Consider the following 1,780-nt stretch of genomic DNA (forward strand, 5'->3'; position numbering starts at 1 on the left):
GTCAGTTCTGAGTGAAATCATCACGTCAGTCGTTGAGAAGAAACCGTACCCGAACGTTTTTGATCTATAAACTGCACATGCTTCTTCAGGAATGGTAAGTCAAGATACCTCGGTGAACGCTTACCGAAAAGTCGTCTAAGTAAATTTTTTCTCCAATGTTAAATGGAGATTTATTTCTGTCTTTGATTAGATCTTTTGGTTCGATCACTCCTGAAAGCATATAGGTTAAATGGTTAAATTCAGGGAAGTTACTACGAGTGAAATAGTTACTCCTGATAACAGCGAAAATGTTATCAGAATAATCGGAGGTTCTTAGTGCGTCAATTTCATCTAGAATAATTACTAAATCTTTCTCTAAGCTTTTTAATATTGCTGATAGTGACTTTGTATATGTTACATGGTTTGCTCTATTTAAACTTCGAATTTCGTCTATTTCTGGTCTGATTTCCCATAGTTCTTCTTCCAAAACGTCAAGTATAGAATCAATTATGTAGTTATAACATTCTAACTCTGTTTCAAAGTTGTTTGACAGGTCAATATAGACAAATTTTCTATCATCTGTTTCTAGGTTTCTTTTTGCATTGAATAGGAGGTTGGTTTTTCCCATTTGTCGGGCAACCAAAACATAACCCGGTCGTTGCATATCTTCAATAATATCTCGTAATTGTTTATCAGCCGAACGTTCTACGTAGAGATGTGGTGGTATAGTGGTATATTTTTTTAAAATTTTCTTATTCATACTCTTGGTACTCTCTATTTACACGTTCAGTAACACTAGTCACAGATTCAATTGAAAAGTTTTTACCACGGTAGACCCTTTGCATAATTAAGGTGAGAAGGCGGGGTAGGTTTTTGCAACTTTTCAACATAATACATTTTCCTTCCTCACATATCATATTACCTAATGCAGTATTCTGTATTTCGAATAGTTTTTCAATATCGCCACCCCAATCAGTTGAGCAAACAAATTGAAATGATTCCATGAGTTTACCTGGATGACATCCATGTTGCTTGGGGTGGAATATACTTGATATTACAAAAACAATATTTTTACTTGGTTCAGATTTTTGATAATAGCTAACCAGTCGCATGATTTTTTGACAGAACTCTTCAATAATCGCTGAGTTTGAACAGCTCATCTCATCAATAGTAATTACAGTATTGTCGTCAAACTGACAATTTAGTAAAAAATTACTCATGTTCTTTATGCTTAGTTCTTTTGGTATATCGTTTATTTTTACGTATTCTGCGATATCTTCTATTAATCCACGAAAGATACTTTCACAAGAGTCAATAGTTACGGGTTCAAGACTACAGGAGAGATGCTTTACGTTTGCGAGTGAAAGATTTCTTGCTACTAACGCTGTTTTACCTGTCCCAGATTCACCATGTAACCATATGCTCATATTGTCTGCGATATTAGCATTAAACTCTGTATCACAAGGTCTATCGCAGTAGTAATCTTTTGAACTTTCAGTGTAATTTACAAAGCACACGTTTTTAATTTGTGCTACCGGTAGTATTTCTACTACTGGAGCGATTAGCTTAGAAAGCGGTTGTGATTCAGGAAAATAATCCTTAACAGAATCTATACGCTTCATGACAATAGGTTGTTCAATAGAACATATAGGTAGTTTTGATAGTATTCCAACAAGTGCGTATTCCGCTGATTCCGGCCACTAGTTCCGGTTTAACCGGACACCACTAATCTCTCGCTTTTCTCTAACTCTATTTTTACTCTATCTGTCCGGATTGCGCCAGTTTTCGCATTGATTCTCCT

The 1,780-nt window shown here is 35.4% G+C and carries 2 protein-coding genes; both read right to left on the reverse strand.

The window, feature by feature from the left end; genetic code table 11:
• Positions 1 to 85 precede the first annotated feature (85 nt).
• The gene (locus H5300_RS26550; protein ID WP_182797341.1) at positions 86 to 739 is read right to left on the reverse strand and encodes an AAA-like domain-containing protein; all 654 of its coding nucleotides are present in this window, start codon (positions 737 to 739) and stop codon (positions 86 to 88) included.
• Positions 732 to 1,601 carry an ATP-binding protein gene (locus H5300_RS26555; RefSeq protein ID WP_182797342.1) on the reverse strand — a complete coding sequence of 290 codons (870 nt, stop codon included), beginning with the start codon at positions 1,599 to 1,601 and terminating at the stop codon, positions 732 to 734. The genes H5300_RS26550 and H5300_RS26555 overlap by 8 nt, the downstream gene beginning before the upstream one ends.
• Positions 1,602 to 1,780 lie beyond the last annotated feature (179 nt).

Origin of the sequence: Vibrio sp. SG41-7, assembly GCF_014164465.1 — a bacterium.
GTDB classification, from domain to species: Bacteria; Pseudomonadota; Gammaproteobacteria; order Enterobacterales; family Vibrionaceae; genus Vibrio; species Vibrio splendidus.